The 652-nt window shown below is 69.9% G+C and carries 1 protein-coding gene; it reads left to right on the forward strand.

The window, feature by feature from the left end; translation table 11 throughout:
• On the forward strand, positions 1–652 hold a 652-nt coding region (locus tag R1101_RS28930), incomplete at both ends, for an AMP-binding protein (protein WP_037225341.1).

Genomic DNA, 652 nt, shown 5'->3' on the forward strand with positions numbered 1-652 from the left:
CGAGATCGCCTCCGTGCTCGCCTCGCACGGCGTGCGACGCGGCGACCTCGTGGCGATCGCGGTGCCGCGCAGCGAGTACTGGCCGCTCGCCGTCTGGGCGATCACGAAACTCGGTGCGGCCTGGGTGTCGGTCGACCTCACCCAGCCCCACGCGCGCAGCGCCGCGATCCTCGCCGGCTCCGGTGCCCGCATCGGCCTGACCGTCGGCGACCGCGAACTCGGCCACGTGACGTGGATCGACCTCACCGCCGACCGCAGCATCGACTTCGACGCCGTCGAACCACCGCGCCCCGCAGTGACATCCGGCGATCTCGCCTACACGATCTACACATCCGGCACCACGGGCACCCCCAAGGGCGTCGACGTCACCCATCGCGGACTCGCGGCGCTGCTCGACGTCCAGAGCACTCTGCTCGATCTCGGACCGGAATCGCGTGTACTGCAGGTCGCCTCGCACACCTTCGACGCCGCGATCTTCGAACTGCTCTCCGCCCACGCGCACGGCGGCGCCCTCGTCATCGCCCCCGATCACACCTTCGCCGGGGAACCCTTGCAGGAGTTGATCGTCGACGAGCGCGTCACACACCTCAACCTCACGCCCACCGTGCTCGGCACACTCGACCCCGAGGCGTTCGAACCCACGACGGGAGTC

Origin of the sequence: Rhodococcus sp. R1101 (assembly GCF_000278445.1) — a bacterium.
GTDB classification, from domain to species: Bacteria; Actinomycetota; Actinomycetes; order Mycobacteriales; family Mycobacteriaceae; genus Rhodococcus; species Rhodococcus gordoniae.